Below are 26,771 nucleotides of genomic sequence, written 5' to 3'. Positions count from 1 at the left end.
CGGATCAGGCTGAAGAGCCTGTACCCGCAACTTTAAGTGTTATGGGGTACTAGTTCCCTGATCCCGAATACCTGTGCAAGTTGACGAAGTCATTTCGGTAGGGGTGCCCTTTGTGGGCGCGCTCTTCGGAAGTGCGATTCTCCGATCGCCGAGTCGCCAGTCCGGGGCTGTCGATGTTCCCGAGATCTGGCTTGACCCGAACCACGGACCACAGGCCGGCCGGCACCGGAATCATGGCGCCGCGATTCGAAGCCGCTAACTGTGAGGTCAATGGTTTCCAGCGAAAGTGGCTTAACAAAGAGTCCTTGGGCGGAGCATCGGAAACGCCTGGTGGACTGGGTTCGTCTCCAGTTGATCGGTCCGGCGCGTGATGGCCTTCTGCAGGGATCGCCTCTCGAGCGGTACCCCACCGGCGTTCTACACCCCGTGGAGCCAGGATACTCGGGCCTCGATCCGGCGAGTCCGGAGGACGACGAGGACCATGAGACGCCTCCCGGTGACGATCAGGCGAAAGAGGCGAAAATGGCCCAGCTGGTGAGGCGGCGGCGCTACGTGCCTCCCTCCTCGGTCGGTTTCTCCTTCTTTGTACGCTCCCACGACAACCTGAGCCTTCGCATCACCGCGTCCGCGGTGAGGTACGAACGGGTTGGCGATAGAGATGAAAAAGGAAAATTCAAGAGGCAAAAATCCAAGAGGCATCAGTACCGACGGACGCCAAGCGAATACACCATGAAATGGCCCGGCCACAACCTCAAACTGCCCGACGAAGTACTTCTTGAAGTTCGTGAACGGCCCCACGCGGAGGGCCTCCTTCTCACCGTGGTCTTTGCGAACCTCAGGGAGGCAGCCCCGATCGGTCACGACCGGAACGCCCGTTGCCTGTTCGAGGCGGGTCTGGAAGTCGAGATCGTGAAGGGCGAGTTGGCGGAGTACCCACGCGTCGACCCGAGCCTGCTCACCGAGGAAGAGCGGGAACTCGAGCTGCAGTATCGTGACAAGCGCATCTACGCGGTGGGCCACGGGGCGGCGGTGGACTGGACCGTCGAATCGGGGTCGCCCCCCAGGATCCGGACCAGATACATGCCGGAGGTGGACGTGCCGCTGGTGACGGTCAAAGCCCGGGGTGTGGATGAGGACATCCTGGTCATGAAGGACCTGGCCGAAGCCTCCGCCGAAGCGGTTGCGGACCAGCTCGACGTTTTCGTGGATGGCTACGAGCGCTGGATCAGAGAGCAGTCCCGCGACGCCGATGACCTGGAATCCGCGGTGGAACGGGACACTGCCGGGCGGATCTGCGGGCGGATGGCCACGGCGCGGGACCGCATGCGCCGGGGCGTGGCGCTGCTCCGGACCGATGCCGGGGCGAGGTTCGCATTCCGGCAGGCCAATCGGGCGATGTTGGCGCAGATGCGGCAGCAGGATCTCAACCGGGCCGAAAGGAAGCGGGACGAACCGAAGGACTCGCGGAAGTACCGGTGGCGGCCGTTCCAGCTCGCCTTTCTGCTGGCCGTCATCGAGTCGACCGTCCGGGAGGAGGACGAATTCCGCGGCGTGCTGGACCTGATCTGGTTTCCCACGGGCGGCGGCAAGACAGAGGCTTACCTGGGCCTGGTCGCGTTTCTGATCGTGTGGCGGCGCTTGCAACATGGAAACTCGGGCGGCGGCACGGCGGTTCTGATGCGCTACACCCTGCGTCTGCTGACCCGGCAGCAGTTCGAGCGCGCGACCCGCGTCATCTGCGCCTTGGAGCTGTTGCGCCGGGAGAATCCGGATCGGCTTGGCGATGAGCCCATCACCGTCGGCATGTGGGTCGGCCGCGCGGCCAGTCCGAATACCTGCCGGCAGGCGCAGGATTGCGTAAAGGAGCTGGCGGCGGGCGATGAGGACGCCGGTCACCAACTCGTGCTGAGAACGTGTCCGTGGTGCAATCGGGAGTTCGAGGCGCCTCGGAGCTATCGGGCGACGCTGGAGTCGTTTGCCTTCCTGTGCCGGAATCCCGAGTGCGAGTTCGGTCCGGATGGCGAGTCGGACGAGCCGGCCCCGCTGCCCTGCAACGTCGTTGACGAGGCCTTGTATCAATGCCCGCCGACGCTCCTGATCGCCACCATCGACAAGTTCGCCCGCTTGGCCTGGGAGGAACGGTCTTCAGTCTTCCTCGGCAGGCGGCCGCCCGGAGGCCGCTCCCCCCGCCGCCCTCCGGAACTGGTGATCCAGGACGAGCTCCACCTTATCGCCGGACCGCTCGGGTCCGTGGCCGGCCTCTACGAGGCGGGGTTGGAGACGGTGCTGGAGCAACGCGGCGTGCGTCCCAAATACGTGGCGTCGACCGCCACCATCCGCATGGCTCGTGAGCAGGTGAAACGGCTGTACGGGCGCGAGCTCGCCGTGTTTCCGCCGCCGGGCCTCTCGGCGGAAGATTCATGGTTTGCGCGGACGGATCCATCGAAGCCGGGCCGACTCTACGTTGGCTACCTGGCGCCGGCGCTGGATCAGAGGCGCTGCCTGGCGCCGTTGGCCGCCGCCCTGCTGCACGCGCCGTTGGCCGTGTTCCAGGAACAGCAGGACCGGGACGACCTGCTGGAAGCCTGGTGGACCCAGGTGATCTATCACGGCAGCCTCCGCGGCGTCGGCAACAGTCACAACGCCTTCGCGACCTCGGTGCGCGACTTGGTGCGGCGTCTCGACCGGGAACACAGAATGGCGGTCCGCGACGGCGCCGGATCCGACGATGAATCGACCGTCGACCCCGAGGGGACCGATACAGGAGGGACGGCCGAGTTGCGGCAGAACGTGGTGCAGCTCACCAGCTTCTCGCCGCCGCAACGGAACGCCCGGACCTTCGATCAGTTGCATCGCCGCCGGGGCGAGCCGGACTGCCTCGACGCGGTGCTGGCCACGAACATGATCTCAGTGGGCGTGGACGTCGACCGATTGGCGGCGATGGTCATCAACGGCCAGCCGCTCACCACCGCCGAGTACGTCCAGGCCAGCAGCCGAATCGGCCGCGCCGCTGTCCCAGGACTTGTTTTCGCCAACTATTACCGCCACCAGGCGCGCAGCCTCTCCCACTACGAGAACTTCCGCCCCTACCACGAGTCCTTCTACCGATTCGTGGAACCGACCAGCGTGACGCCGTTCACCTACCAGGTCCGCACCCGCGCCCTGCATGCCGCCCTGGTGACGGCTCTGCGCCACGGGTGCGACGCCTGGAGTCGGAACGAGGACGCCGGCGCATTCGACGCCAACGACGACCGGGTGAGGGAGGTGATCCGGCGATTGAAGCGCCGTTGCCGGGAAGCCGACGAGGCTCGGGGCGAGATCTCGGGCCGCCACCTCGACCGGCTCGCCGAACGATGGCACCAGGAAGCGCGGCGTTGCGAGCGGCAGAGGCGACGGCTGAGCTACCAGGCGAATGATCGATCCGCAGACGGCCTATTGCGCCAATTCGACGACCCGCCTTCCCGGGGGCTGTGGCGGACGCTGAACTCCATGCGCAACGTCGAGGACACGGGAGTGTTGCAACGCGATGACTGACGAAGCCATGCCGGTGCGGCTATCGCACCTGCTGCGGCACTGTTCCGTGGGCGCGGTGGTCCGGGGGCCGGATCACCTGGTGACGGTGAAGGACACGACATTCTGGAAGGGCAGCGACGAACAGGGGATTCGCCACGTCGAGCGGGTGCGCCGCGCCCTGAAGATCGACAAGGCCCTGCGCACGCCGCCGAAGGCGAAGGTGGAGAACAACGGCCGGGTTTCCGGACACGCCATTCCGGCCATGCGCTTTCCGGCCTGGACGCGGTGCTCCAGGTGCGGCCTGCTCCATCATCTCCCGTGGCGGCGCGCCCGAACCGACCGGACCGAAACACGCGGCGAGGTGCAGATCGACCCGTCCCGCTGCTCGGGTCCGGCGCCGCACCATCGGATGGGTGGCGACGATCCGGTCTGCGGGGGGAAGCTGGAACAGGTCCCCTGGGTACTGGCGCACGAACACGGCTACCTGGCGGACGTGCCCTGGCATGCTCTGGCGCACCACGAGCCGAGACGCGCGGCTTCAAGGGCGTGTCCGGCGGATTGGAAGAGTCCGTACCTGCAGATCCAACCTGCCGAGTGGGGTTACCGGGTTCTTTGTACGAGATGCCGCGCCTCCGGTCCCATTGCGTCGCGCTTTCCCTATTTCGGCCACGAATGGCAGCAGCCGTGGCTGCGCAAACCCCCCGAGGAGAGGCCGGAGGGATTGGCCTGGATCCTGGAGATCGGCGACGTTCGCGTCCACTCGCCGGAGACCCGGACCGCGTTGGTCATCCCCCCTGAATCCCGCATCCGCAAGGGAACCGTGGTGGACCGGCTCTACAGCAGCACGGACCGGAAGGAGGAGATCCGGGATTGCCGGACCGAGCTGCAGCGAAGGACGACTCTCGGGCGAATCGCCGCCGAGTGGGGTTGCGGCATCGATGAAGTCGAGGAAGCGCTCGAGGAGATCGAGGGTGGATACCCGCTCTACGGGAAATCCGCCGGCGATGGGGATCTGCTCGGCAGCGAGTACCGGGCATTGATCGGGGAGATTCCGGACCTTCATGAGGACGAGGACTTCGTCACCGAACATCACACGCGGGCTTGGTCCGATCTCGGAGGAAAGCTGCAGGGAACCGCCGCCCGGCTGATCGCCGCCGTGGACCGGCTGATCGCCGTCAACCGGCTCAAGGAGATCCTGGTGCTCGATGGGTTCCGGCGTCTCGAAGGCCGGATGACACCGCCGGATCTCGCCGGGATGGCCGACTGGCTGCCGGCTCTGGAACTCTACGGAGAGGGGATCTTCTTCACCTTGCGCGAGTCGTTTATGAGGCGATGGGAGGCGGACCGGCAGGTTCGGGACCGCGCCCGGATATTTCTCGACCGGTTCAATGGGTCGGGCATCCGTTCACCGATGGGACCTCCAACGGTTTCTCCCCGCTTCCTGCTTCTGCACACGCTGGCTCACCTGATGATCCGGGAACTGGAGACAAAGGCCGGATATCCTGCCGCGTCGTTGCGCGAACGCATCTATTGTCAGAACGGGGGCGCTGTGGACTCCGGGTCGATGGCGGGAGTCCTGATCTATGTCGCCGTGCCGGACACGGAAGGTTCCCTGGGCGGTTTGATGAGTCAGGCCGAGCCGAGCCGGTTTATCCGACTGTTGAGTTCGGCGGTCGAGGCGGCCGAATGGTGCTCGCTGGATCCGGTCTGCGCCCGGCAGGAAGGTCACGGTCCCGGGCTCCTGAACCGTGCTGCCTGCCATGCCTGCGCCCTGCTTCCGGAGACGAGTTGCGCCTTCGGCAACGTGCTGTTGGATCGCGCCTTCGTCACGGAAGTCGCCGGCGGCATTACGGGGCTGTTCGACATCGTGGAAGGTCCGGAACAGCGAGGCTGACATGGCGAAGCGCCGGTTTGAACTGCCGGGCATCCAGGACCTGAGCAAGCAACAGGAAGCGGCTCTGGCCCTGTCCAAGAATGGCCAGCATCTGATCGTCGGCGGCCCGGGGACCGGGAAGACGGTGTTGGCGCTGATTCGGGTCCTGCGTCACGCCAGGGATGGTGACCCTCATGTTTTCCTGGTCCACAATCATCTGCTCCACCGTTGGAGCGACCAACTCGCTGGAGAGACGCTGTCGAGCACCACTTGGATAAAGTGGTTTGGCCGGAAGATCTGGGAAATTACCGGCCAACTGCTGCCGACCAAGCGTGCCGATCCTCCCGGTGGTTTCCAACCCATCGACTGGGACGCCGTTTCGGATCTCGTGAAACAGGTAGGACCAGTCAAGAATGCTCCGTACCTTGTAATCGACGAGGGTCAGGACATGCCGCCACAGTTTTACCGGTCCCTGGTCATGCTGGGCTTCGAACGGTTCTTCGTGGCGGCAGATCAGAATCAACAGATCACCGAGGCCCACAGCAGCCGCAAGGACCTTGAAACGGAACTGGGCATCGACACGAAGGACGTCGTCGAATTGACCCACAACTATCGGAACAGCGCGCCGGTGGCCAAGCTGGCTCGCGCGTTCTACACGGGTGATCCTGCCAGCCCGCGACCGGCATTGCCTGGGCGCCACGGGTTGCCCGCGTGGCTCATCGATTATCCGCCGGAGCGTCTTGCGGAGGTCTGCCGCCGGATCGTCCGGCTCGCTGATCGCGATCCGAGGACGATGGTCGGCGTCCTCGCTCCGAACAACGATGTCCGTCAGCGTTATCTCGACGGGCTGTGCTCGGTGGAAGGAGCCGCCCTGGACCATGATCCTCCGGCTATCGAATCCTTCTACGGCAGCCATCAGCCCGAAGTGCGGTTCGATGAAGGCGGCATCCTGGTCATCAACTGCCAGGCCTGCAAGGGCCTGGAGTTCGATGTCGCCGTGCTGGCCGACATCGACCGGCACTTCTATCGGCCTGACGATCGGGAGGCGGCGATGAAGCTCTTCTACGTCATGGTGGCCCGAGCGCGAGAGCGGGTGGTTCTGCTCCGTCAGAGCGGGGTCGAAAGTCGAATCGAAGAGATACTGCCTGACGATCCCGAAGTTCTTCGGAGAGGAGTTATTGGCGGGAGCAAGCGAAGTTGACGGCTCAGGGATCTCTGTTGAGCACCATGGGGCAGCCATCCGCAACCCTCAACAAGGGGCAAGGTCCGGCGGCGGGCTACCTGGTTACCAATCACCTGAATCTGATGTACATGCTGGGGGCGGGCCTCTTGTTGCCTCCCGCCGGGTTCGGGAACAAATACTACCGGGACAACCTCGACTGCTCCCCCGGCTGGATCCCGTTGTTCACCGGCAAGGCCCGCCGTGGAGCCGTCGACCACTCCCTCGTCGAGGCGAAACACCTGAAACCGTGCATCGTGAGGATTTCCCTCAAGGAGTTCGCCGGACGGGTGTTCTCTCTCGAGTCGGGAAATCTTCAGGAACGCCGTTTCCCCGACGAAGTGGGCAAGGCCGAGTTGCTGTTCCTCCCGGCGCCACTCCCCACATCTGCCATCGAGAAGATCCTGTTTCGGTCGGTGGAGGAACGGAAGGCGTGCGAGAGGGATGCCCGGGACTACGCCAACGTGCCCTGGAGCGAGTACAGCACCAGGACGGACAATCCACGATTCTCGAATGCGTCGAAGGATGCCTGGCCTCCGGAACGGGTTCCTGACGCTCGGGAAGCCGTCTTGGGTCCCGCTCAGGCCGCCGGCGGGGTCATGGCGATGCTGCGGCTGACGAGCAATCGCAGCGCGGCCGGGATGGACGCTCGGAGTGAGCCCTTGGGCGTTGCGGCTGGTCGGATTTCCTTTGATCCGCCGCCCGAACCCGCGCCCGAGTTGACGGGCTCAATCCTGGCGGGATTGGAATCCTGGATGCGCTCCGGCGCCGGACCGCGGCTGTCGGCAGAGTCGATTTCCGACTCCGACGGGCGGAACGCATGGAGGAGGTTGTTCTGGGGCGCCGTTGGCAGGCTTGCGCGGGAGACCGGTGCCGGAGACCGGGACGACGCGGCTGCCGCACTGCTCGAGTACCTCGGTGACGTCTCGACGCGGATCTCTTCCCAATTGCGGGAGCGGGTCCGGAGTCTTCAGGACGACCTCGAGTCCCTGACCGGATTGGGGGAGTTTCGAGCCTCGGATCTGTGGCGAAAGTACTCGACCCCGCTGCCTCGGGCGATGTCGTTGCTGTTCCTGCGGCGGACCTGTTCCGAACTGCTGGAATTCCGGGCGCCCGAACTGACGGAAGAAGACTGGCTGGCAGCCGCCGTCCTGTTCGGCGCCCGGTCCGGATGGTTGTCGTTGCCCATGTCACTCCGGGGCGGACCGGCGGCTTCCCGGGCGGTCTCCCATCGCATGGCGACCCTTAGCCATCGCATTGCCGGCACCGGCTTCGACCTGGGACCGGCGCCGGAACGTCCGAAACCCCTCGCCGAGTGGTTCTTGGGAAGCTGGAGCGCCCGCCAACGTTTGGCCGCTCTGGAACTGGCCCGGAAGCAAGCTTGGGACTGCATCGAGACGCGGGTGAAACTGGGGCGCGGCGACTATCGTCTCGAGGTCGCGCGGGGCGGAATGGAGATCGTGTTCCCAGGTGAAGCCAAAGCCGTCGATACGGCAGTGGACAGGGACCGTTTCCTCAAGCTTCTGGCGGAGACGGCGGTCGTGGATCCCAAGATCGAGGCGCTCGTCGCCGAGAAATTGAGGGTCTGAATCCATTGCAACGTCCTCGATTCTGGCCGGTTCATCCCGACGGCCTCACCGTCCCCGAGATTGACAACTCAGCCCGGCTTGGTAAAAAATTCGTCATCGTCAGGTGGCCCCATCGTCTAGTGGCCTAGGACGCCGCCCTCTCAAGGCGGTAACACGGGTTCGACTCCCGTTGGGGCTACCATCCCTCCTTCCCTGAAGATTGAATCACGCGTTGCGGCGGGGCGGGTCCGATTTGCGCACGGTTTCCTCCACCGCTCGTGTAGGATGAAGCGATGAAGTTTCGCGCGGTTGCCGCCAGCCTGCTGAGCTTTCTTTTCCTCCACTTCTCTCCGGCTCGAAACACGGATGACGTGAAACCGCTGGAATTGGGCTCGCGCCTTGAGTTGTTTGTCGACGACACTCTGATCGAGTCCATGAGGGGCGTGGAGTTGAAGCTTCATCCCCCCCGTTCGGCCGGCAAGGTCCTTTCTTTCGACCGTCCTTGGGAAGGTGGGACGAGCGACTACATCTCGGTTTTCAAGGATGGGGACCGGTATCGCATGTACTACCGCGGCAGCACCCATTTCGCGAAGGGTCTGACCGTCCATTCCATGCTGGAATCGGGGGAAACAGTCACGCCCGACCATCCCGCATTCACCTGCTATGCCGAGAGCCGGGACGGAGTCCATTGGACCCGACCCTCCCTGGGGCTGTTCGAGTTCAATGGATCCAGAGACAACAACATCGTCTGGACCGGGGCCCACGGAGACCCGGCCCACTGCTTCATGGCGTTCAGGGACGAGAATCCCCAGGCCCCCGAAGATCAGCGTTACAAGGCCTTGGCCAACTACCATAGTCCGGGCCTGAAACACGTCATGGGGGTCGTGTCCGCCGACGGGATCCACTGGCGTCTCATCCAGGACGAGCCCCTCATCACCCAAGCCGTGGATTGGGGCGGCGATCTGGCCTTCTGGGATTCGGAGCGGGAGGAATACGTCGCTTATCTTCGAGGACTCCGGGGCCAGAGGGTCCGGGAGGTTGTGCGGTCCACATCTCCCGATTTCATCCACTGGACTCCGCCCGAGTTCATCGACGTGGGGGACACGCAGCCCGAGCATTTCTATACAAATGCAGCGAACCCCTATTTTCGGGCGCCCCACATCTTTCTGGCTTTCCCCCGGCGGATGGTCCCCTGGCGCACTCTGGCGCCCTTCAGGTCCCAGCGGTATGCGGGAGCTTCGGACGTGGTTCTCCTCAGCAGCCGTGATGGACAGCACTGGCGGCGAACCTTCATGGAGGCGTTCATCCGGCCCGGCCGCCACGTCCGGAACTGGATTCATCGCGCCAACACGCCGGCGACGGGCCTGGTCCCCACCGGACCGGACGAACTCTCTCTTTACGTGCAGCGCCACTACACCTTTCCCAGTGTCCACCTGGAACGGTTCGTACTGCGCACCGACGGGTTCTCCTCCGCAAATGCCGGAGCGGAGGAAGGCGAATTCGTCACCAAGCCGTTGACCTTCGAAGGCGACTCCCTGGTTCTGAATTTCGCGACCTCGGCCGCGGGAGGCATTCAGATCGAGATACAGGACGTTTTCGGCAATCCCATGCCGGGTTTCAGCTTGGAGGAATCTCCCATCGTGTGGGGAGATGAGATCGAACATGCCGTCCGTTGGGACCGCAGCCGTTCCCGGAAGACCTCCGAACAGTTGATGCGCCGGATCGCGGGCGACCCCGTGAAGCTGCGCTTCGTGATGAAGGACGCGGACCTCTATTCCTTGAAATTCCGGTAGGTCCTCCATCCCCTGTGCGGTCTGCAATAGAGTGGCCGGCCAGGACGAAATCTCAATTGGTGCTGACGCAACTACCGAGGAACACTACTTAAATGAACAAGAAACGCCGCTTCAATCCGATTCTGGCGGGGATGGTCTGCAGTCTCACCTGGGGAATCTCCCTGTCCCAGGAAGACTCTTCTCCGGTGGTGACCCATATCTTCACCGACTGGACCAAAGTGGATCCGGGAAACGCCATCTTCCCGGTCGATCTGACTCATGTGAGCGTGCACGATCGTCAACTGATCGCCAAAGTGCACGACTACTACAAGGTCACCATGGTCATCTCCGAGGGACCCACCGCCTCCCGGAGAATACGGGCCGCCAGCGGCGTGAAGATCGCCATCGAGAAGGGCCGGCTGGACGGTCCCTGGCTCAAACCGGAGAAACCTTGGGAAAGAAGCGGCATCGGGCCGAGGACCGTGATCCAAGAGGACGGCCGCTACCGTCTCTGGTATGGCTGCGGGTGGACCGTACGGGACCGTGCAGTCGTGGCTCCCGACGGCCGCTTGAAACTGGGATCGGAAGGAGGAGGCTCCGGGGTGTGCTATGCGGAGTCAGAGGACGGCCTGAACTGGAAACGAGTCTCCATGGGCATGGTGGAGTTCGAGGGGAGCCGGGACAACAACCTGATCACCCTCAACGGTCTGGCCGGAATCAACGGGCACATCTTCGTCGATCCCAACGCTCCTCCCGAGGAGCGGTACAAGACCGCCAGCCTCACCAATATCCGGTTGTACAAGCCGAATGCCAAGAGCATGGGCGGAATCATGGGAGCGGCCGTCTCGGCCGACGGGATCCACTGGAAACGCCTTCCGGAACCGCTCTGGGACACCTATTTCAACAGCGACGGCGGTCCCAGCATCTACTTCGACGGCAAGTTGAAAAAGTACGTGATGCTGATGCGGCAGAACTATCCCCGCCGCCGCAGCATCGCCCGAGCCGAGACCTCGGACTTTCGCCGGTGGCCCCATCCCAACCTGGTCCTGACTCCCGGACCTGAAGAGTCGCCGTCCGATGACTTCTACAACAACACCTACCTCCACTACCCGGGGACGGAGAACACCCACCTGATGCTGACCGCCATCTATCATCGGGACACGAGCCTGGTCGACCTGCGGCTGGCCACGAGCCTCGACGGCATCGTCTGGAATTGGGTGAGCCGCGAGTCCATCGTGGAGTTGGGCAAGCCAGGGGGATGGGCCGGCGGCTCCATGTACGCTGTCCCATCCATGGTGCAACTGCCTGACGGCCGTATGGCGGTTCCCATCGTCGGAAGCAGTTGGTCCCACAACGAGTGGTGGAAGGTCCGTTTCCAGAAGGATCGGAATTGGCCTCGGGGGATTGGCTGGGCCACCTGGGAGGATGGCCGTCTGGCCGGCATCGAGGCCGGACAGGAGGGCCAGTTCACGACCCAGCGCTTCCGCTTCCAGGGCAAGCCGGTAGAGGTCAACCTCAGGACCCACGGTGATTCGGGATCAGTGGCCGTCGAGCTGATGGTGGAGGGGGATCCGGACCGGAAGGTCTACCGGGCTCAACCCATTTCAGGGAACCGAATTTGGGTTCCGCTGGTCTGGAAGGACGCCGGGGGAATCGAAGATCTGGCCGGGAAGATTGTGCGTCTGCACTTTCGTCTCTTCAACGCCAAGGTGTTCGGCTTTCGCAGCGCGGGATTGGTCGCCGTCGACCCCCTCAGGCGGCCGAAGAGCGGTTAGGAATTCCCGGGCACCGGAAGCAGGACTCGAAATGTGCTTCCCCGGCCGGGAATGCTCTCCACCGAGACCGTGCCGTTGTGGGCCAGCACCACTCTCTTGACGATGGAGAGGCCCAGTCCGGTCCCGCCCAGTTCCCGGGAACGGGCCGTGTCGACCCGGTAGAAGCGTTCGAAGATGCGGTCCAGGTGCCGGGCCTCGATGCCGATTCCACTGTCCTCCACCTCCAAGAGGGCCTGGTGTCCCTCCCGGCTCAGGCTGACCGTCACCTCGCCCTCCTTGGGTGTGTACTTGAGTGCGTTTCCCACCAGGTTCGACGTGACGAGACAGAGTCCCTCCATATCTCCGGTGGTCCACATTGGACGGTCCGGGACCCGAATGTGAAGCCGGATTCTCTTGACTTCCGCGGCCGGGATGGCCTCCTCCGCCGGAACGGCAACGGTGTCCCGCAGGTCGACAGTTTCGCGGGTGACTCCCTCTTCCGATTCCATTCGGGACAGAGTCAGCAAGTCGGACACGATGGAGGAGAGACGGAGGGACTGGTTCCGGGTCTTTCGAAGAAACCGTTCCCGCGTCCGGCCGGACATATCGGGGTCGTCCAGGATCGTTTCCACGAGAGCCTGGATGGCGGCGACGGGCGTCTTGAGTTCGTGGGAGACGTTGGCCACGAAATCCTGTCTCATGGTCTCGACCCGCAGCCGTTCCGAGACATCGTGCATCACCATCACGGCTCCCGCCGGCTCCTGTTCGCCGTTTCGGAGAGGCGTGGCCTTCAACTCGATGGACCGGTCTCGGGGAGACGACCTGATTTCCAGGCTGGTCTTCACTCCCCGCCCTTCCCGGAGGACGCTGGAAATGGTCTCCGGGATTTGCGGGATCCTGGTCGTTTCCCAAACCGGCTTGCCGAGACTGGTCGAGGTGTCGGCTCCCAAAATCCGGCCGGCGGCTTCGTTCATATGCAGGACACGTTCATTCTCGTCGACGGCGACCACTCCCTCGGCCATGCCGCCGAGGATCGCCAGGAATTGCCGGTGATCGGTCTGAAACGTCTCCATGCGTCGTTGGCTGTTGCGCGCCATCCGGTTGAGTGCATCGCCCAATTCTCCGATCTCGTCCGATCGCGCAATGGACAGGCGCTGGCCGTAGTCGCCCCTGGCCATGGACTCGGCGATGCGAGTCATGGAACCCATGGGTCTGAGCAGGCGTCGAGCCACCAGCAACCCCAGAATCAGGGCCACGAACGCCACGGCTAAGGTGCCCGCCAAGACCGCCTTTCCCGAACGCCCCAGTCTTTCGTCAATCGCCGAGAGCGGCATGGAGACCCGGATGTAACCCACGTTGCCGAGGTTGTCGCCGACGGGCAAGGCGAGAGAGATCCCGGGAACGCCACGAATTTCGCTCAACCTGGGACGCGTGTCCAGGCCGTGGGACCGAGCCCTCAGAATCTCCGGCCGGTTCAACTGGTTGTCCATTCCCGCCGGATCCTGGTCTGAATCGGCCAGGACGCCGCCGTCGGTGTCGATGACGGTGAGGCGGGCTTTCATCTCACGGCCGAGGTTGCGGAGTCGATCCTGCAGTTCCGACGCCGGTTCATCGGCGGGGCGCTGCCCGGCGAATTCCCTGAAGAAGAGGGCCTGAGACCTGAGCGAGGTCTGAATATCCTCGAGTGAGTCTTCCCGGATCCGCCGGAAGATCAAACCGCCCAGGATGGATGCGGTCAACACGATGAGGACGAAATAGCCCAGATAGAGTTTCCACAGCAGGCGGGAACGGAGCATCTACTGCATGTATTCGTCGTGGAAGCGGTAGCCCACGCCGCGAACGGTCTCGACCAAATACCTGTGAGATCCCAGCTTCCGGCGGACTGCACCGACATGGACGTCGATGTTGCGATCGTCAATGAAAGTATCTTCTCCCACGACCTGGTTCAAGAGTTGGTCCCGGGTGAATACACGTCCCGGCTGAGACGCCAGGCAGTGCAATAGGCGAAACTCGGAAGCGGTCAGGTCGATTCGTCTGCCGCCGACGCGCACCTCGTGGCGTCCGGAATCGATCACGGCGTCTCCCACGACGATTCGTTCCCGGCTCTGATAGTCCTGGAGTGGTCCCCTGCGGAGCACCGCCTTGACCCGCTCCATGAGCTCCCTGGGGCTGAAGGGCTTGCAGACGTAATCGTCTGCGCCCAAACCCAATCCCAGGACGACGTCGCTTTCTTCGCCGCGGGCCGTGACCATGATGATGGAAACGGTTCGCGTCCGGGGGTCGGCCTTTATGCGGCGGCAGATCTCGACTCCGTCCAGACCGGGGAGCATCAGGTCCAACAGAACCAGATCGGGCTCCAGGCTGCGGACCAGTTCCAGGCCCCGTTCCCCATTCAGAGTCGCGTCCACCTGGTACCCATCTCTCAGGAGGTTGTGAACGATGACCTCCTGGATATCGGGTTCATCCTCGATAACGATGATTTTCTTGCCGTTGTTCATGGGGTTGCTTCCATCTCGGCCGATCCAGTGCCGATGGAAGTTTACCGGGGCATTTTAAAGGAGGATTGAAGAGTCCGTTTAACAATTTGTGGATTCGGGAGGATTCAAGTTTTGCGGAGACCTGTGACATGGTGGATCGGAATCAATTGTCCCTCGGCGCAGCCAGCTCCTCCGGGATCAGGTATCCCGCCTGCATGAACGAGATGACGTCGGCCAGTTCCTGGCGGGTCAGGTTTTCCTCGAAACCCTCCGGCATGATCGACACCTCCGAAGCCCGGATCTCGGCGATTCGGCCCCGGAGAATGGTTTCCTGCTGGTTCGGCCCGCTCCGCAGAGTGAGAGTGCCGGGAGTCTCGGCGGCGATGATCCCTCCATAGACCCTGCCGTCACGGGTGGTGACGATGTAGTTCTGATAGGCGGACAGGATGAGCCCGCTGGGATTCAGGATGTCGAAAAGGAGTTGTTCGCGGGTATGGCCCTGGACCGCCGTCCTCAACCCCGGTCCCACGCCGACGCCCTGATCAGGTTCATGGCAACGGGCGCATTCCCTCCGGAAGACCTTGCCGCCGTTGAGGGGATCGGCCTCCAGCTCCAGGACCGGCAGGTGCTCCTCCACCAGCGCATCCCGGTCCGTGGTGTCCGCCTGCAGGATCTCCAGGGCTCGGCGGCGGACCTCTTCTCCGGGATGGTTTCTCAAGAACTGCTTCTGCTGATGGTCCAGTGCGGCCCTTTCCATGGCGCCGCTCTCGACGGCGCTCAGCAGGGCCTGCACCCGCGCGGGGTGGCTGAGCAGGATCGCCAGAGCCTGCGCACGCGCATCCGGGGAGAACGTGCCCCATTTTTCCAGGACCAGGCGGCTGACGTCCGGATCTTCGAAATAGGAGAGGGTTTCCAGGGCGGCCCGCGTCAACTCCGGATCCGCGACGGTCAGGACACGCGTCAAGACCGGCTCCGCCTCCCGGTAGGTTGCGGCGGCGAGCATCCGGACGGAGCTGGATCTCCGGGCCGCCGAAAGCGATTCATCCAGCACGTCCTTTCTGGCGGTCGCTACCAGCGATGGAACCCGGAAGTGCTTGCCGACTCTGGCCGCCGCGTCGCGCACCTCCTGTGAACCGCTCCCCAGCAGGCTTCGCAGTGAACCGGCTGCTCCTGCCGGGTTCAGCCGCACGATTTGCGCCAGCTCCAGTCCTCGCGCCAGCCCTGAGAGTCCCGCGGCCCGCAACCCTTTCTCTCTCAGCGGCCGAGAACGGGCCAACAGGCGAACCAGACGCTGGACCTCTCGTCCCTCGCTGCGGGCGCCAACGACGGCAGCCAAGTCGTCCAGAAATCCGGTCTTGTTCGGAGCCGGCGGATTGAAATAGCCACGTTCCGCCACCATCGATTGCAACAACTTCAGCGAGGACCCGGCGTCGGAACTGAGGACCGCGGCTCGTTGCCAGGGGTCCTCTCCGTGGCGGGCCACCAGGTCCCGGAACGCGTCATGCACACGGGGACCGGAGAATTCACCTAGGCTCAGGGAGAGTTGGAAGGCGACACGGGGGGATGGATCGCCCGTCATCTTCACCAGCTTGGGAAGAAGTCCGGGGAACTTCTCGGCAAGAATGACGGCCTGTTCCCGGACGCCCGGTTGGTCGTCTTCCAGGGCTTCACCGACGATGGCTTCCTCCAGGGCGGACAGGCCTTCCAGTGCAAAGAGGGCATGGAGCCGGCCTTGGGGATTCTCTCTGTTGCCCGCCATTTCTCTCAAGGCGGGAAGAGCGGACCGGTCCTGCCGCTGGAGCAGGAGCCGCTGGGCGGTGAGGCGCCACCACTGGTTAGGGGAGGCGAGATGCCCCACCAATTCCGGTGTGGCGGCCTTGTGGAGTTCGGGACGAACGTATGGGCGGGAGGCGGAATCCCGCGGCACGATCCGGTAGATGCGGCCATGATCGATCCCGGCGTAGAAGTCGAGGCCTTCCTTAATGGGCTCGGGGATGGAAGCCGGAGTCTCCACGTACTGGCGGCAGATGTCGACGACGTAGAGGTTGCCGTCCGGACCCACGGCGAAGCTGGCGGGCCGAAACCAGCGTGACGTGGAAGCCATGAACTCCCGGTCCCGTTCCTCCTCGGGCCGGTCGGCGACGAAACTGACACCGCTGGGGGTGAGAACGTCGCGGTGGACGATGTTGCCCGCCACGTCGCCGGCGAAGGCGTTGCCCCGGTAACGCCGGGGAAACGTGTCTCCGGTGTAGATGGTGGCTCCCGTCGCTCCGGAGAAGAAGCCGGTGGAGGCGGTTTGCCGTTCTCTCCCCAGCTCCCGCGCCCGCCGCCGGCGCATCCGGGTGCGGGCCTCGCGCCAAGCCTCGGCAGGTGTGAGCTGGAAGATGCGCTGATCGTGAACGGAGATGAAGCGGGTGACGGGAGGAGCCGTCAGAAAGAGGTTTCGCTGGAGATAGCGCCGCGCCGCCACCACGTGCTGGATGTGTCTTCCCGATTGTGAAAAGAAGCGACGTCCCCACTCGTCGAAGCTCAGTCCGAACCGGGTGGCTCCCGAGGCCGCCTCGAATAGATTCCGGTCCAGGCGAAACCTGAAGTCGGCGTTCAGGACCGAGACCGGTTCGGCGCCGGGCCGGCGGGAGAAGGTGATCTGTCCCGCCTGGCTGTCGTTGGCGGCGTAAATCCAGTTGTCGATGCCGAAGCGCAGGTTGCTGAGCTGGCCCTCCGGGTCCACCAGGATCGTGAACCCGGTGAACAGGGGAGTCGTCTCATCCGCCCGCAGGTCGCCGTCGGTGTCCCGCAGGTAAAGGATGTTCGGCGCCGAGCTCACCAGCAGGCCGTCCTTCCACGGCAGGACACTCTTCACATTGGGCAGGCCTTCGGCAAAAACGGTGGAGTGGTCCACGCGGCCGTCCCCATCCCGGTCTTCCAGCACGCGGACCCGGCTCAGGAACGGCCCCCCCTCGGGAGGCTGGTAGGGATAGTCCCTCATTTCGGCGACCCAGGCCCGTCCCTGTTCGTCGAACGCCAAGTCCACCGGATCGGTCACGTCGGGCTCGGCGGCGAAGATCTCCACCCGGAACTCTTCGCTGATGCGAAAGGTTTCCAGCATTGCCTCCGGAGAGGGCGGAGTCGAGGCGGGGTCCGGCCCGCAGCCGGTATTCATCAAATGCAGGCCGAGAAGCAGGATCAGGGAGCGTTTCATGGGGATTCAGCCGAGTTTTCGAAGCCCGTGCTACCAGCGGACGCCATGACGATCCTTGGGGTATCGGGGGTCCCATTGATGGAGCAGATCGTGCCGGGCCCGGGTGCGTGACACGTTCTCGGCCAGCAAGGCCTTCTTGTCCGGGTCGATCTCGACGCCGAGGCCGGGTCCTGGGGGGAGGGCCATCTTGCCGTCCCGGAACCGGAGCATTCCGCCCCGGATAATGTCCTGAGTGGTCCAAGGATAATGCGAGTCCACGTCGTAGGTGATGTGGGAGATGGCGCAGACCATGTGGACCTGGGTGGCCATGGAGATGCCCAGGTAGTTGTTGCTGTGGCCGGAGCATCCCCATCCCAGAGCCTCGCACGTTGACGCCCAGTGCCGGACGTTGTTGAGCCCGCCCATGTAGTGGGGATCCAGCAACACGATGTCGATGGCTCCCCGGTCGTACCCGGGGCGGATGTGCTCCATGCGGGTGACGCACATGTTGGTGGCCAGGGGAATGGATGTCTGCCTGCGGACCTCGGCCATGCCTTCCTGTCCCCGCGTGGGATCCTCCAGGTATTCCATCCCCAGCGGCTCCAACCGGCGGGCGGCTCTGACCGAGGTGTCCACGCTCCACGACGCGTTCGGGTCGATCCGAAGCTTGGCTTGCGGCATGGCCTCGCGGATGCGCGTCAAGGCTTCGATCTCCAACTCCGGCTTCAGTACGCCCCCCTTGAACTTGCAGGTCGTGAACCCGTGGTCCCGGTGGAAATCCAGGAATTGCTGCGCCATGGCTTCGGGAGTCGTGACGTCCGGTCCGCCCTCCTCCGGAAGGACGAAGAAGTTGTAGGCCGAAAAGGGAGCCTCATCCCGGAAGGGGCCGCCGATCAGATCGACGACCGGCCGGTCGATCACCTTTCCGATCAAGTCCAGGCACGCGATTTCCACCGCGGCCAGGGTTTCGGCGTTGTGCCTCGGCGCGAACTCGGAGCGGTGGGAGAGCCTGCGGCGGAAAAATTCGATCTCGAAGGGGTCTCGTCCCAGCACGGTGTCGCGCGCCGCTTGGAGAGCCTGAAATGCCGCGCCCCCGATTTCGGCGACTCCGGTGTAGCCGTCGGTGGTCTCCAATTCCAGGATCGAGCGTTGGAAGTGAGTGTCGTGGACGTTCCAGGAATTCAGCAGCGCGTAGTCGGGAGACGCCACCAGCGTGGCCTCGAAGGAGCCGATCTTCATCCGGCTCCGGGGGCCGTCGGACCGGGGCCGGCCGCTTCGCTTGACACCGGAGGCCGCCGGCGAAAAGGACAGGGCCATGTCCTCGGCACTGGCCAGTCCCGTCACGCCCGCCGCAGCGGCCATCCAACGCCTCCGGCTCCAGGACCCGTCCAGGTGGTCGACCATCGTCATGTCATCGCAATCGTAATCGCGCACCTGTAGATCCACAAGAGCCGGGCAGGGAAGTGGAGCGACTCTTCGTGGATCTCCATCTGCCGGTCGGCCGAAATGTAGACGATCACCGCCAGCATGCGTTCGTCTCCCACTGTGACCGTCCGGTCGGGAACACCCCTGGGCATGCGGACGAGATCCCCCCGGTCTCGTGAGATGAGTCTTGATTCCTCCCCTCCCCCTCCCTCCCTCCCTCCCTCCCTCCCTCCCTCTTGGGGACAGTCCCCTCCTTGTCAGTTGACTGAATTGGATGGATTATATTGGCACGGCCGCGTTATTCTCGAAGCCTGGAGGCGGGAACATGAAGCGCCGCGAATTCTTTGGACGATCCCTCTGGGGGTCACTGACGGCGGCCCTGGCCGGGGCGGCGCAGGTTCAAGCTCGGGAATTTCCTCCCGGTTACGACGCCTCGGCCGAGTTGGCCTCGGCTGGCTGGAAACCTGTTTTCCTGGATGCCCACCAAGACGACACGCTGATCCGGCTGAGCGACCTCATCATTCCCGAGACCGACACCCCTGGGGCCAAGGCCGCTCTCGTCAACCGCTTCATCGACAAACTCCTGGCCAGCGAGTCCCGGGAAACGCAGAGCCGGTTCCTGGACAGCCTGGCCTGGTTCGACGGGGAGTGCCTGAGACGCTACGGCGCGGCCTTCCTCCACCTTCCCGCCGAGAGCCAACTGGAGTTTCTCAATTTCGTCGCCTATCCCCACAAGCTGGTGACGTGGAAGGACAACCGGTCCGAATTTCCGGGCCACGACCACTTCCTCAATCTGAAAGATTGGATCAGCCGGGCCTTCTACAATTCGGAGGCGGGTCTGAAGGAACTGGGATGGAGCGAAGACGCCATGTCCGGATCCTTCCCCGGTTGTCCGCATCCCGAGGGCTTTCACAAGTGAGCTCCGCCCTGCTCCAGGATCCCCACAGCGAGTTCTTCGACGTGGCCGTGGTGGGGTCGGGCGCCACCGGAGGCTGGGCGGCCAAGGTTCTCTCGGAGGCCAGCCTGAAAGTGGTCCTGCTGGAGGCTGGCCGCAAGGTCTCTCCCCGGGAATTCACCGAACACATGCCCGCCTACAAGCTGGAGTATCGGAACCACTCGCCGGAACTGGCGCGTACGCGTCCCATTCAGAAGGCCTGCTACGCCTGCACCGAGTACAACTACGACTGGTTCGTCAACGATTTGGAGAATCCTTACACCACGCCGAAGGACAAGCCGTTCACCTGGCAGCGCCTGCGAATCGTCGGGGGAAGGAGCATGGTCTGGGGGCGGCAGAGCTATCGTCTCAGCGACCTGGACCTGAAGGCGTCCAGCCACGACGGTTACGGCGACGACTGGCCCCTCGCCTACCGGGAGTTGGTTCCCTATTACGACCGGGTCGAGAAGTACGTCGGCATCAGCGGACAGGCCGAGGGACAGCCGCAATTGCCTGACGGGCAGTTTCTACCCCCCATGGCCATGACCTGCGGAGAACGGCTGCTCCGGAGCCGGGCGCGGGACAAATTCGGCCGCACCCTCACCATCGGGCGGACCGCAGTCCTGACGCAGCCGCTCAACGGACGGGCGGCCTGCCACTATTGCGGTCCCTGCGAAAGGGGCTGTGTGACCGCTTCCTACTTCAACAGCCCGGCCACCACCGTGGCCGACGCCCTGACGAGCGGCAACTGCACGCTCCTCACCGACGCCATCGTCAGCCATGTGGATATGGATCCCTCCAGCAACCGGGCCCGGGGAGTCACCTACGTTCACCGTCACCGGCGCCGGACCTACCAGGTGCGGAGCCGGGCGGTGATTCTGTGCGCCCAGGCTCTGGAGTCGACCCGGATCCTCTTCAACTCGGCGACTCGGAACCACCCCGAGGGTCTCGGCAATTCCAGCGGACTCCTGGGGAAGTACCTCATGGACCACGTGGTGGGTGCCGGAGCGGCGGGCGAGCTGCCCCAGTTCCCGGTCCGGAAGCGGGCGTCGGATCCGCGGCGTCCCAATGGGATCTACATGATCCGGTTCCGGAATCTGGCGGGAGAGAAGAGGCATCCCCGGTTCATCCGGGGCTACGGTTTCCAGGGGGGCAGCTCACCCAGCTTCCGGTTCGACGCCGAAGGCTTCGGAGCGTCCTACAAGGCCGCGGTCAAGGAGGGCTTTTACATGATCCGGCTGAGCGGGTTCGGAGAATCCCTGGCCCGGCTGGACAACTACTGCGAGATCGACCCGGAGAAGAAGGACGCCTGGGGGATCCCGGCCCTCAGGATCCAAATGACCCATGGCCCCAACGAGATGGCCATGATGGAGGACGCCGCCGCTACGGCGGCCGAAATGTTGGAGTCGACCGGGGCACGCAACATCAAGGTCAATGCCCGGACGGCCATGCCCGGCATGGCGATTCACGAAGTGGGGACGGCCCGGATGGGCCACGACCCCGCCAAGTCGGTACTGAACCCCTACAACCAGTGCCACGACATCGACAACCTCCTGGTCACCGATGGCTCCTGTTTCGTGAGCGCCGGTTGCCAGAATCCCACCCTGACCATGATGGCCCTCACGGTCCGGGCCTGCGATCATCTGTTGGAACGGTTCCGCAGGAACGAGGTCTGAGAGCGGAATCCCGCCGGGTTCTTCTGCTGCAGACAACTCCCAGAAAAGGGACAGTTCAGAAAAGGGACAGTCTCCAACTCCCAGCAGAACTCCCAGGAAAGGGACAGTTTCGAAAACTGCGACGACGTCGTTCTGCTGGATCAGATCCCGGATTTGCCTGACCTGAAGACTGATCCCAGTCTCCATCAATACCCGACCCTGCTTCGGGCCGCAACGAAGTGTCCGATTCCGGGACAAAGTGTCCGGTTTTGGACACTGTCCCACTCTTGGCGCCGGTCGTCCAGCGCCGATGGATCCTCGGGCAGCTCCGACTCGCGACGCACAATCCGGAAGGGGAGGATCCGGAAGGGATCAGACTCGAGAACCTCGTTCCGGGGATTGATCTCTTGAGTAATTCCAGTGATCCTCGACGTGCGGTGCCCCCGCGGCACGGTCGACGGCCAGCGGTAAGTCGAGTCTACGTAACGACGGCGTTCGAGCGCTGCTCCCGCAGGGTCTACGGAGGATTTCCCTTAAGTATCTGATAATAATAGAGTTATTTTCTATTCTCTCAAGCCGGATCCCTCATTGAATCCCACGTTCTGAACGGGATTCCATTCGACCATATTGGAGGTCCGTGGACTCCATGGACGAGTTTCGAGGTACTGGACTCTTGGTCCGGCGCCTTGCCTTGGAAGTTGAGACGCGTTTCCGGATCGGTGATATTGGGCCGTCTGCCAAAGCGAGCCTCGGTCGAATCAGATCCCGAACAACCGAGACAGGATCTCCTTTAGCCAAGTGGTCATCGCGACACCGGGATCACCGGCAAGGTCGTAAAGATCCGGTTGCCGGGATCCATTTCCAATGCAACTCCGGTGAACCGCCCCTCGTCCGGGGCACTGCAGCGCACCACTCCCACGAAGTCAGACGTATCAGTCTCGAATATCTCATCAATGAACTTGGCTACTTGACCGTTGCCTGGCAATGGGATCTCTATCTCTTCCAGCACGGCACCCTTTCGCATCAACTGGCAGGTCAGTGTCATCGGGTCCGGTTCCAGGTTGCGGATGGCCGCGCCGGTATTGATTCCTCCTCCTTGGCGGCGAGCTGGAAAGACGGCAGCTGGGACTGATTGGCTGGCGCCGACTCCCGCCACACCGATGGCCGGAGCATTGAAGCGCAGGACCCCACCGAGCGGGCCGTCAGAAACCACTCGTACCGATCCAATCCTCAACGTCCCTTCCCCAGTGGTTGATATCGTTCGCTCGCCCAGGGGCTTGATCTTCGTCCTGATGGTCAAAGCCCCTTCGTCTGTGAGCGCCAGATCCCCTGTCAAGTTCACCACTGAGTCGCCGGCGATGGTATTGCCCTTGGGATCGAAGAAGGAGAGGGTCGGGGTGGCGTCCTCACGGGACACGTTCACCAGCACCACCTCGGAAGTAATGGATTCTCCGTTGGCGAAGTGCGCAAAGTCCAGGCTCGCCGCCCTTTCTTCGGTCGCCACAGGCACGAGGGGTAACGTGGTGAAGATCCGATTGTCGGGATCCATCTCCAGGGCCACTCCGGTGAACATTTCATCGTTCGGAGCAGTGCAACGAACCGAGCCCACGAAATCTGATGTATCGGTCTTGGTGAACAACTCATGGATGAACTTGGCCGTCTGCCCGTTGCCGTCCAGAGAAATGTCCACTACCTCCAATTCCGTGCCGTCTTGTATCAATTGGCAACTCACTACGACCGGGTCGTCTACCAGGTTCCGGATTGCCGCGCCGGTGTTGATACCGCCCTCCTTGCGGCGCGCTGGGAAAATGGCGTCCCGGACAGGTTGGCTGGCGCCTACCCCGGCAACCCCAATCTCCGGAATGTCAAAGCGCAGGACCCCACCGATGGGACCGTCCGCCTCCACCCTCACGGACCCAGTCACCAACTCCCCTTGACCGTGGGTCGATATCGTCAGCTCCCCCAAGGGGTCCATCTTGGTTCGGACGGAAATGGCTCCGTCATGTTGTCTCCCCAAGTCTCCCGTGACATCCACAATCGACTTTCCGGGAATGAGATGTCCCTGTTTGTTGTAGAAGTAGATAGTGGGCCGGATCGGCGCAGCCCCCACATTCACCAACACCAAGTCGGAGGTGATGGAAGCCCCGTTGGCGAAGTGGGCGAAATCCAAACCCGGCATGGGCGTAGACTCCGTCGTGGCCTCAGCGCCAGCGCCCTTGCTGTTTACTGCTCTGACCTGAAACTCATAGGTCGTCCCATTGGTCAAACCCGTGATGGTTATGCTGCGCGCAGTGGCGCCGCCCTCGACTTCCATCCAGGTGCCCCAGCCGGCACCCGACTCGCGATAGCGGACATCGTAGTTGAGGATCGGGTAACCACCGTCGTTCGCCGGCTCATTCCACCGGAGTGTCACGGCCCCATTGCCGCCTCGGGCAGACAATGACGGGGTTCCCGGAACCGCACCTGGCGTCTGGTTGACCATGGACGGCTCACCATCACCGATGTCGTTCACGGCCCGCACTTGAAAGGCATACTCGATCCCGTTGGTCAGACCGGAGATGGTCACTCTGGTTGCGCTCGATCCTCCAGAGACTTCCGTCCATCGGCTGAAACTGCTATTTCCGCCGCCGGCCCTAAAGCGGTACTCGTAGCGGAGGATGCTGGAGCCACCGTCGGCCGCTGTATTCCAGCTCAAGGTGATGCTTCCGTTACCCGCTACGGCCATCAGTCCCACCGGTGCACCAGGAACAGAAGCCGCGCCCACGCAGTTCAGCTCGGCCTCACCGCCAGCGAGGAGCGTCTCAAGCGCATCACGCTCCGCCGGGTCAACGCTCAACTCGTATTCTTGCTTCACGGCGATCACGCGAGCTGCGAACCAGGCGCGGTGTCGGGCCGGCATCCACTCGGCGGCATCCCGGTCACTCTTTTTCGACCGGTTCACCGTCGGGTCTGCGATCGTAAGGTTGTCGAGGTCGCTCGCGATGCCCCGGCGCCTTTCGTCGGCGATCCCGCTGTCGTGGGCCTCCGCGAGAGCGACGATGTGCTCGATGTCCGTTGCAGCGGTCCCCGCCGCTGTAATGTCGAACGCAATGCAGGAATACGGCGTATAGACTTGCCCATCTTTCTTCATGGTCGCCGGCAGCGCCGTGATGATGTCGTCCTCCAGACTTGTGTATCCCGATCCGTAGTCATCGCGATCGTAGCCGTCGCGTGACCGCTCCGCGCAGACCTTCAGCCCACGCCAAGTTTCTGCATCCGGCGGGCACCCCGTGGGGTGCGGGTCATCGGTTCGTTTTTTTGGAATGTACCCTCTGGGGTTCGAGGATGAGTCACAGGCGATGTCGTCGTTGTCCGTGTCGCTCGACCGCTGCCGTTCAAGCCACTCGTAGATGATCCCGGTGCCGTCACGGTTGTCCTTGTATGCTGGTAATCGCAGCCCCTCATCGCGATTCAATGCTTCGGAGCAGGTCAGGTCCCCGTTGCCGTTGCCGTCCCAGTAGGCGAACTCGTCCCGCGATTGCGCCACCGCTGAAGGTCCAGGCCCCAGCAACAGAGCGGCGAGCATCGTGAGCAGGACTCTCGGTTTCCAGTGGCCGGATATTTTTCGGCGACATCCTTCCTGCACCGGCCGGGTTTCTTGTTTCTGCCTGTTCATGAACCCGTCAATGTAACACAGCGTCCGGTGAGGGACGTTGCCGCATCGTCGCGGGTCGGTCTGTGCGGGGACCATAGGAGGCAAACGAGCATGATCGGTGCCGCATTCACACCCCGTCTGCCATGTAACTGAGAAGGAGGGCTCCGGGACACCAAGGTTGCTCCTCGTTGCCGGTTGGAGGAAGATCGGAAACTGAGGAAGTCGAGGCGATGAGCTTCACAAATGGGATCCGGCCTGTGCACCCGGGAGAGATCATGCGGGACGAACTGGATGCTCTTGGCATGTCGGCCAATGCGCTGTCGAAGGCGTTGGGTGTGCCCGTGAATCGAATCGCGGCGATCCTGAACGGGTAGCGGAGTGTAATGGCCAACACGGCATTGCGCCTGGAACGCTACTTCGGGACGACCCCGCAGGTCTGGCCGAACCTGTAGAAGACCTGGGAGCTGCGGCGGGAAGAGATGGAATCTGGCCGTCAGTTTGCCGAGCGTGTCCAGTCCCGGAAAATAGCGTCCTGGTAACCAGCGATGGACCCCTGGTAGAGGAGTTTCATGGAGACCAATCGAAATCAGGCGAGCTCCACCCCTGCGCACCGTCGGATTGAGTCGGTCCTTTATGCCCTCGTAGTGTTCGCGTGTCTCCTCACCCTGCCTGTCATTTACTACGAATGGCACGGAGTCAATTCCAGACTTCTGACTATGGCCGACTGGTGCATCTGGGCGATCTTCGTGTGCGAATACGGAGTCCTTCTGGCACTTGCCCCCGACAGGAGGCGATACATCGTAGGGAACTGGCTGAACGCCGGGATCATTGTTCTGTCCTTCCCCCAACTGCCAGCGATGATGGGATCTGTCCGCCTCGTTCGTTTAACTCGCCTGATTCGACTCTTCTTGGTGGCAACCAAGGGGCTCCGCACGATGAAGGTCGTCGTGAGCCAAAAGAGTTTCGTCTATGTGCTGAGCGTGACAGCGTTGCTTGTGGTGGTGGCGGCTCAGCTTCTCCACATGCTGGAACCCATGCCCGGAGGATTCGCGGATGGGCTGTGGTGGGCGGTAGTCACCACGACTACTGTGGGCTATGGAGATATCACTCCAACGACTGCCGCAGGCCGTTTTGTCGCGGTGATGTTGATGCTGGCGGGCACGGCTCTGATCGCCACAGTTGCGGCTTCGGTGTCTGCCTACTTCGTTGGAGCCGAACGAACGGAAGAGTATGAAGATCTCAAGGCCCGTTTGAGGCGAATCGAACGCATGCTGGAGAAACCCGCCCCACCAGCCTCCGGTCAATCGACACACGCAAGAAGCCACAATGAGGGCGATCCGTCGCCGCCGAACCCCTCACGCCCATGAGTGGAATATATTTTGGTCCGCGACCCGGCACTTGAGCATTTGCTCCCCGGCGAGAGGCGAGAGCGCCCATCCTGGCAGCGGGATGCAGAGTCGCTGGCCGGCCCGAGACAACGGAAAACCTTGGGTGCGTCCACGAGCCTGGCTCGTTCGATGTCGACCGCGATCCACTCATCCAAGTCGTGCCGCACTGGGATCTCCGGGGCCTTGGCACCTTTATCCGAAAATTGCACACTGTCGCTTCACAGAGTGCTTAAAATACCTTCCCGCAGGGATAATTTGGGAAGTGAGCGACCCCCCCGGGGGTGTGGCGTAGATGTAAATTGCGCCACACCCCCGCGCCCCCACCGGGCGGCAAAAAGGGGGGGTCGCTCACTTCTACCACCGTTTTACCCGTGCGGG

15 protein-coding genes, 1 tRNA gene and 1 pseudogene are annotated in these 26,771 nt (G+C 63.1%); 11 read left to right on the top strand and 6 right to left on the bottom strand.

The genetic code is table 11. From position 1 onward, the window contains the following. Positions 1–330 precede the first annotated feature (330 nt). From OXT71_08845 to OXT71_08815, 7 genes are all read left to right on the top strand, one after another. A complete protein-coding gene (locus OXT71_08845) occupies positions 331–3,534 on the top strand; it encodes a helicase-related protein (GenBank protein MDE2926490.1) in 3,204 nt (1,067 codons plus the stop codon). Continuing rightward, positions 3,527–5,407 (top strand): DUF1998 domain-containing protein, encoded by a 1,881-nt coding sequence (locus tag OXT71_08840; GenBank protein ID MDE2926489.1) that lies wholly within the window; start codon positions 3,527–3,529, stop codon positions 5,405–5,407. The genes OXT71_08845 and OXT71_08840 overlap by 8 nt, the downstream gene beginning before the upstream one ends. 1 nt (position 5,408) lies before the next feature. After that, positions 5,409–6,587: an ATP-binding domain-containing protein gene (locus OXT71_08835; protein MDE2926488.1), complete on the top strand. Its 1,179-nt coding sequence runs from the start codon at positions 5,409–5,411 to the stop codon at positions 6,585–6,587. Beyond that, on the top strand, positions 6,584–8,194 hold the full coding sequence (locus OXT71_08830; GenBank protein ID MDE2926487.1) for a hypothetical protein: 1,611 nt from the start codon (positions 6,584–6,586) through the stop codon (positions 8,192–8,194). Before OXT71_08835 ends, OXT71_08830 begins: the two co-directional genes overlap by 4 nt. Positions 8,195–8,299: 105 nt before the next feature. Next, positions 8,300–8,375 (top strand) — tRNA-Glu (locus OXT71_08825). A gap of 91 nt (positions 8,376–8,466) precedes the next feature. After that, positions 8,467–9,966, top strand: coding sequence for a hypothetical protein (locus tag OXT71_08820; GenBank protein ID MDE2926486.1), 1,500 nt, complete (start codon positions 8,467–8,469; stop codon positions 9,964–9,966). 92 nt (positions 9,967–10,058) lie between these two features. Further along, entirely contained in the window at positions 10,059–11,720 is a 1,662-nt protein-coding gene (locus OXT71_08815) for a hypothetical protein (protein ID MDE2926485.1), read from the top strand. Here OXT71_08815 and OXT71_08810 read toward each other — a convergent pair. From OXT71_08810 to OXT71_08790, 5 genes are all read right to left on the bottom strand, one after another. Further along, positions 11,717–13,495, bottom strand: coding sequence for an ATP-binding protein (locus OXT71_08810; protein ID MDE2926484.1), 1,779 nt, complete (start codon positions 13,493–13,495; stop codon positions 11,717–11,719). The two genes, OXT71_08815 and OXT71_08810, sit on opposite strands and share 4 nt — an antisense overlap. Continuing rightward, on the bottom strand, positions 13,496–14,197 hold the full coding sequence (locus tag OXT71_08805) for a response regulator (protein MDE2926483.1): 702 nt from the start codon (positions 14,195–14,197) through the stop codon (positions 13,496–13,498). It lies immediately after the preceding gene. A 142-nt stretch (positions 14,198–14,339) separates the two neighbouring features. Continuing rightward, on the bottom strand, positions 14,340–17,378 hold the full coding sequence (locus OXT71_08800) for a c-type cytochrome (GenBank protein ID MDE2926482.1): 3,039 nt from the start codon (positions 17,376–17,378) through the stop codon (positions 14,340–14,342). 30 nt (positions 17,379–17,408) lie between these two features. Further along, a complete protein-coding gene (locus tag OXT71_08795) occupies positions 17,409–18,767 on the bottom strand; it encodes a glucarate dehydratase (GenBank protein ID MDE2926481.1) in 1,359 nt (452 codons plus the stop codon). Further along, entirely contained in the window at positions 18,764–18,934 is a 171-nt protein-coding gene (locus OXT71_08790) for a hypothetical protein (protein MDE2926480.1), read from the bottom strand. The genes OXT71_08795 and OXT71_08790 overlap by 4 nt, the downstream gene beginning before the upstream one ends. A 173-nt stretch (positions 18,935–19,107) precedes the next feature. Between OXT71_08790 and OXT71_08785 the strand changes: the two genes are divergently transcribed. Together OXT71_08785 and OXT71_08780 are read left to right on the top strand one after the other, a co-directional pair. Further along, entirely contained in the window at positions 19,108–19,701 is a 594-nt protein-coding gene (locus OXT71_08785) for a gluconate 2-dehydrogenase subunit 3 family protein (protein MDE2926479.1), read from the top strand. Then, positions 19,698–21,392 carry a GMC family oxidoreductase gene (locus OXT71_08780; protein ID MDE2926478.1) on the top strand — a complete coding sequence of 565 codons (1,695 nt, stop codon included), beginning with the start codon at positions 19,698–19,700 and terminating at the stop codon, positions 21,390–21,392. Before OXT71_08785 ends, OXT71_08780 begins: the two co-directional genes overlap by 4 nt. Positions 21,393–22,173: 781 nt before the next feature. Here the strand turns inward: OXT71_08780 and OXT71_08775 are convergent. Then, positions 22,174–25,026: a fibronectin type III domain-containing protein gene (locus tag OXT71_08775; protein ID MDE2926477.1), complete on the bottom strand. Its 2,853-nt coding sequence runs from the start codon at positions 25,024–25,026 to the stop codon at positions 22,174–22,176. 209 nt (positions 25,027–25,235) lie between these two features. Here OXT71_08775 and OXT71_08770 point away from each other — a divergent pair. Together OXT71_08770 and OXT71_08765 are read left to right on the top strand one after the other, a co-directional pair. After that, positions 25,236–25,454: pseudogene (locus OXT71_08770) on the top strand (HigA family addiction module antitoxin). A gap of 120 nt (positions 25,455–25,574) precedes the next feature. Continuing rightward, entirely contained in the window at positions 25,575–26,372 is a 798-nt protein-coding gene (locus OXT71_08765) for a potassium channel family protein (GenBank protein MDE2926476.1), read from the top strand. Positions 26,373–26,771: the final 399 nt, after the last annotated feature.

The sequence above is a fragment of the Acidobacteriota bacterium genome (assembly GCA_028874215.1).
Lineage (GTDB): Bacteria > Acidobacteriota > UBA6911 > RPQK01 > JAJDTT01 > JAJDTT01.
This window is presented reverse-complemented; position numbering and strand designations above follow the sequence as displayed.